This window comes from Mucilaginibacter sp. P4_G9, assembly GCF_056400985.1.
This window is the reverse complement of sequence record NZ_JBFUKF010000414.1, coordinates 1-4,391: the sequence shown is the minus strand read 5'-3', so window position 1 is coordinate 4,391 and position 4,391 is coordinate 1. Positions and strand designations below refer to the sequence as shown.

The window sequence follows — 4,391 nt, the reverse complement described above, 5'->3', positions numbered from 1 at the left end:
AATGAAAAGAAGGCCTTATCAGCAAGTTGCTGATAAGTTTAAACTTAGCGACACCGCAAAAAAAAAGGGCCTCGATATGCTTAAAAACCTGGAGTATACCTTACCTATGCAGCCCTATGAGGAGTATAAACACATCAGCGAAACTAAAATAGATAAATTTTTAGTAACTACAGGCTTTACCAAACTGCAGTGGAGCAAAATAAAATTATTGGGGATTGAGGAAGATTTTAAAGCGATCTATATCGTTGATCCTCAAGTATCCACCCAAACTAAAAAGGATATTTTTGCGTTGATCATGGCTGCTAATAATTATCAGCCCGAAGAGCTATTGATTATTGGTGACGACCCTGAATCGGAGATAAAAGCTGCCTCGGCTTTAGGCATTGATACATTTTTATTCGATCCCGATAACAGGCATCAAAATGCTGTGGTAACGCACTTTTCCAAAAACCTTAAGGACGCTGTAGCTGTATTTTCTTAGACCGAATTTTCGCTCTTAAGCACTTTAACGGTAACCAGCAATTGCCCTAAATGCCGCATAGTATGTTCGGCTGCGTGTACATAAAGGCCTATTACCGTTGAAGGAACCTGGAAACGACCTACTCCCCTTACTTCTCTTAGCGCTGATTCATCTACTTCATATAATTGCTTCAACGCTTTGTCAACCTGCAAGTTAAATTGCTTCACAAGTGATGTTACATCTAAATCATCATCCAGTTTTCCTTCGGCCGACAAATATTCAAACTGCCTCCCGGTAAGCCTCTCTCCTTTTGCATAAGTAAAAAGCCTGTCTAATACGCCAGTTAAATGCTGCAAATGAAACCCCGGCGACGCCGTCCCTGCCACCTTATCCCATAACAATGTTGCAGGAAAATCATACAGCAATTCATTAAGCTCTTCTCTTGCCTGCAAGAGCGCATGGGCTACCGGCTGTACCAGCGCAGGCATATCACTTAATGGCCCACGAAGCCAAACTTCTGGTAGTTTATCTGCCATTATTTCTTTTGGAGCATTGTTTTAACCTCATCGTGGTTTAGGGTTTGCGGTAGCCCATATACCTCTTTCACCCTATCGTGGGTATTGTCTGTCCATAACCAACTGGTCCACACCATAAACCAGGCCCATTCGGGTTGTGCTGCCAATACGGCGGTATTGGGCAGTTCTCCTGTTTCGCCCAGGCATATTATTTTACCATTGGCCAGCTTAAGCAATTCGTTATAATCCTTTTGCTCATAATCAAAATGATATACGTCTGATCCCAGGATATCTACATAGTTGGCACCCGGATAATATAATTTATAGTCATAAGCCTCATCCTGAGGGATATCACGTAAACCGTTTGCCCCCCAAACCCATATCAGGTTGTTTAAATGATGATAATTGGTATAGCGGTCGTACATCATTTTCCACAACTTTTTAATTCCATTCTCACCTTTTTTGTCACCCCACCAAAACCAAACACCGTTMATTTCATGGTATGGCCGCCATAAAACAGGCACATGCGCATCGCGCAGCTGTTTAAGGTAACCGGCTTCCTTATCTATATCAGCCAGCCACTTTTGGTTTAAGGGTGTGTTGGGGGTTACCAATTCTGTCCATTGGGCTTCTGTCAATTTACCCTGGATGCTTTGCTTCCAGTCATATCGGGGATTATCAATTGGTCGCCCTTGGTGCCACATAATGGTAACAAGGTAACCATCGGCCCATTTTTTTATAGCTTCGTCCACCAGTTTTTGGCCAAGATCTTTATCTCCCCACAACATAAAATCAGAACCCCAAAGGGCAGGATATTTCCCCGTTATGGCCTTTGCACTGTCCGAAAATATGGTCAAATCACTGTTGTAATTTTGTTGGCCCGACAGAATGTGCTTCCCTTTAATTTCATATAAAAAAGATAATAGGCTTACGGCCTCGGGAGAGGCGTCTTTATTCACTGGTTTAAAACCTTGAGAAAAGGCTGAAAATGGCAGTAAAAAAACTATAATAATCGAGAAAAATACGTGTTTTTTTGAGATTATTGACATAATTATTTCAATGTTGCTGATAAATTGTCTGATTTCAAATTTAATTAAAAACTTACAGGCTTTGTGGTATGGGTATTGCTAATCATAAGACTTATTTAACTAAATTTGATTATGCCCTCCGTCACGAAAAATAAAACCTTTCCCTCCCTTATATTACTTTCATTGTGTGCTTTATTGTTCACTTTTCAAAGCTGTAAAAAAAAGCATTCTGAAATGGCCGACGATCTTTTCAGGATAACGCAAAATAAAGTTTTTAAAGATGTTGACCCCGAAGCCTATGCCGAAGTATTTAAAAAAGAGCTGGCTGCCGAAAAGTCGAAATTAGCCAACGAACCGGTGATAGAAGCATATTATAAAGCTAATGATTACCAGCCAACTTTTGTATTAAACCATTTAAGTAATGGCGACCTGGATGCCATACCTCAATATTATACTAAAGCTAATGAACATGGCCTGGATTCAAACCTGTTTCGACCTAAAAAGCTGAAAGCTTTAATTGCTAAATTTCATGATAAAAATGGGATTAAAACAATTGATGAGGCATACCTTACCCTGGCAAAATTGGAGTTACTTACCGCAAGCACACTTACAAGATACACCAACGCGCTGCAGTTTGGAATTATTAACCCTAAAAAAATCTACTCAAGATATTTTACAGCAACAAAACGTCCCGACAGTACCTCGACGAAAGCTGTGTTTGCAGCCGCAAGCATCAAAAATTACCTGGATAGTATTCAGCCTAAAAATCCACAGTACATTGCCTTACAGAAAGTTTTTATCAGCGGCGAAGCATTACCCGGGCTGTCAAAAGAAGAAACACAACGCTGTTTAATGGTCAACCTTGAACGTTTACGCTGGCGAAATAAACCATATGAACCTAAATATGTGTATGTTAATATTCCCGACTACCGCCTTGATGTATTTGAAGATGGTAAATCTGTATTAAACATGAAGGTTTGTGTTGGCCAGGGGCGTAACATGGATAATAAAGAAACGCTTATCAACTTTGGCGATACTGCCAAAGTTGATAAACCATTTCCGCGCGAAACACCTCAATTAGGTAGTTTAATACACAGTGTGGATGTAAACCCCGTTTGGAATATACCGCAAAGCATAGCCACCAAGGAGATTATTGTTGAAGCGGCCAGGGACAGGTATTACCTATCAAACAAGAATATCGACGTATATAAAAATGGCGATTTAGTTGAGGATCCTGAAGATATCGACTGGTCGACCGTAACAAAGGATAACCTTGACTATGATTTTAAACAGCGCCCAGGTGCTGATAATTCCCTTGGTACAATCAAATTCCTGTTTAAGAACAAGAGCAGCGTTTACCTTCATGATACACCTGCAAAAGCTGCTTTCAGGCAAAGTATGCGCGCCGTGAGCCATGGCTGTGTGCGATTGGGAGATCCGCAGGCATTGGCTAAGAGCCTTTTTGGCGAGGGTGAAGACCTGGACACCATAATAAAGGATATGAGCGAAGATAACCCCGAGCCTACAAATATCTCATTACCTAAAAAAACACCTATATACATAACTTATGTTACCTGCTGGGCCGATGAAAATGGCACCCTGCAATACCGGCCCGATGTGTATGGATTGGATATTGTGCTTTATGCTCATCTTCAAACAATCATGGGGAAATAAAAAATGCCCGGTTGGTTAAGGCCGGGCATCCAGGTTTATAATTGGATAAGGTACTTAAAGTTTCGCTATATCAAATGATGTTGAATCAGCTGCAACCTGGTTTAATGGTGCGGTTTCATCCAGGTATTTTGAAGTGTACCTGTCATCATTACCGTTGATAAAAAACACCGATTTCCCCTGTATAGTATTGATAACAAAATCAGCAACATTAGGAGAAACAGCAGGGCAGCCAAAACTACGGCCCAACCTACCCAACTGGTTAATTGCTCCCTGGCTCACATAGTCGGCAGCATGAACAACAATACCCCGTTGACGGGCACTTATGTTAAACCCTTCATCCATACCGTCCAAATGCAAAGAACGGCCGTGTTTACCCATATAAACATCATCGGCCAGGTAAAATCCCAAACTGCTTTGATGCGAATCGTTACGATCAGAAAACCGGTTTGCCATTTCCATGCCGCTTCCTTCACCGTGTGCCACCCAGGTATTTAGTAACAGTTGTTTGCTAAATAAATTAATTATCCACATACGTTTTTCGCGGCTCGGTTTGGTAAAATCAACAACCGTAAGCACCGCAGTATTTTGTGATAATTTATGAGCGAGTTTTAAATTGGTATAACCGGTAACCGCTTTTTCAAACACTTCGAAAGCTAACCCCGATTCCTGTAAATTAGCTGCAAGATAGACGTTATTAACATACTGGTTAAATAG

The 4,391-nt window shown here is 41.0% G+C and carries 5 protein-coding genes; 2 read left to right on the top strand and 3 right to left on the bottom strand.

Going from position 1 to position 4,391, the window contains the following annotated elements; translation table 11 throughout:
• The coding region (locus AC1DPZ_RS22790) for an HAD family hydrolase (protein WP_477407775.1) at positions 1–481 on the top strand (481 nt) is incomplete at its 5' end.
• On the opposite strand, the gene AC1DPZ_RS22785 is transcribed toward AC1DPZ_RS22790, so the two are convergent.
• Both AC1DPZ_RS22785 and AC1DPZ_RS22780 read right to left on the bottom strand, forming a co-directional pair.
• On the bottom strand, positions 478–996 hold the full coding sequence (locus AC1DPZ_RS22785) for a DinB family protein (RefSeq protein ID WP_477407773.1): 519 nt from the start codon (positions 994–996) through the stop codon (positions 478–480). The two genes, AC1DPZ_RS22790 and AC1DPZ_RS22785, sit on opposite strands and share 4 nt — an antisense overlap.
• Positions 996–1,934 carry a glycosyl hydrolase gene (locus AC1DPZ_RS22780; RefSeq protein WP_477407771.1) on the bottom strand — a complete coding sequence of 313 codons (939 nt, stop codon included), beginning with the start codon at positions 1,932–1,934 and terminating at the stop codon, positions 996–998. Before AC1DPZ_RS22780 ends, AC1DPZ_RS22785 begins: the two co-directional genes overlap by 1 nt.
• A 303-nt stretch (positions 1,935–2,237) precedes the next feature.
• Here AC1DPZ_RS22780 and AC1DPZ_RS22775 point away from each other — a divergent pair, with 303 nt between their 5' ends.
• The gene (locus AC1DPZ_RS22775) at positions 2,238–3,677 is read left to right on the top strand and encodes a L,D-transpeptidase family protein (protein WP_477407769.1); all 1,440 of its coding nucleotides are present in this window, start codon (positions 2,238–2,240) and stop codon (positions 3,675–3,677) included.
• Between the two features lie 54 nt (positions 3,678–3,731).
• Here AC1DPZ_RS22775 and AC1DPZ_RS22770 read toward each other — a convergent pair.
• Positions 3,732–4,391, bottom strand: a 660-nt coding sequence (locus AC1DPZ_RS22770) for a murein L,D-transpeptidase catalytic domain family protein (protein ID WP_477407767.1), incomplete at its 5' end; no start/stop codon positions are given.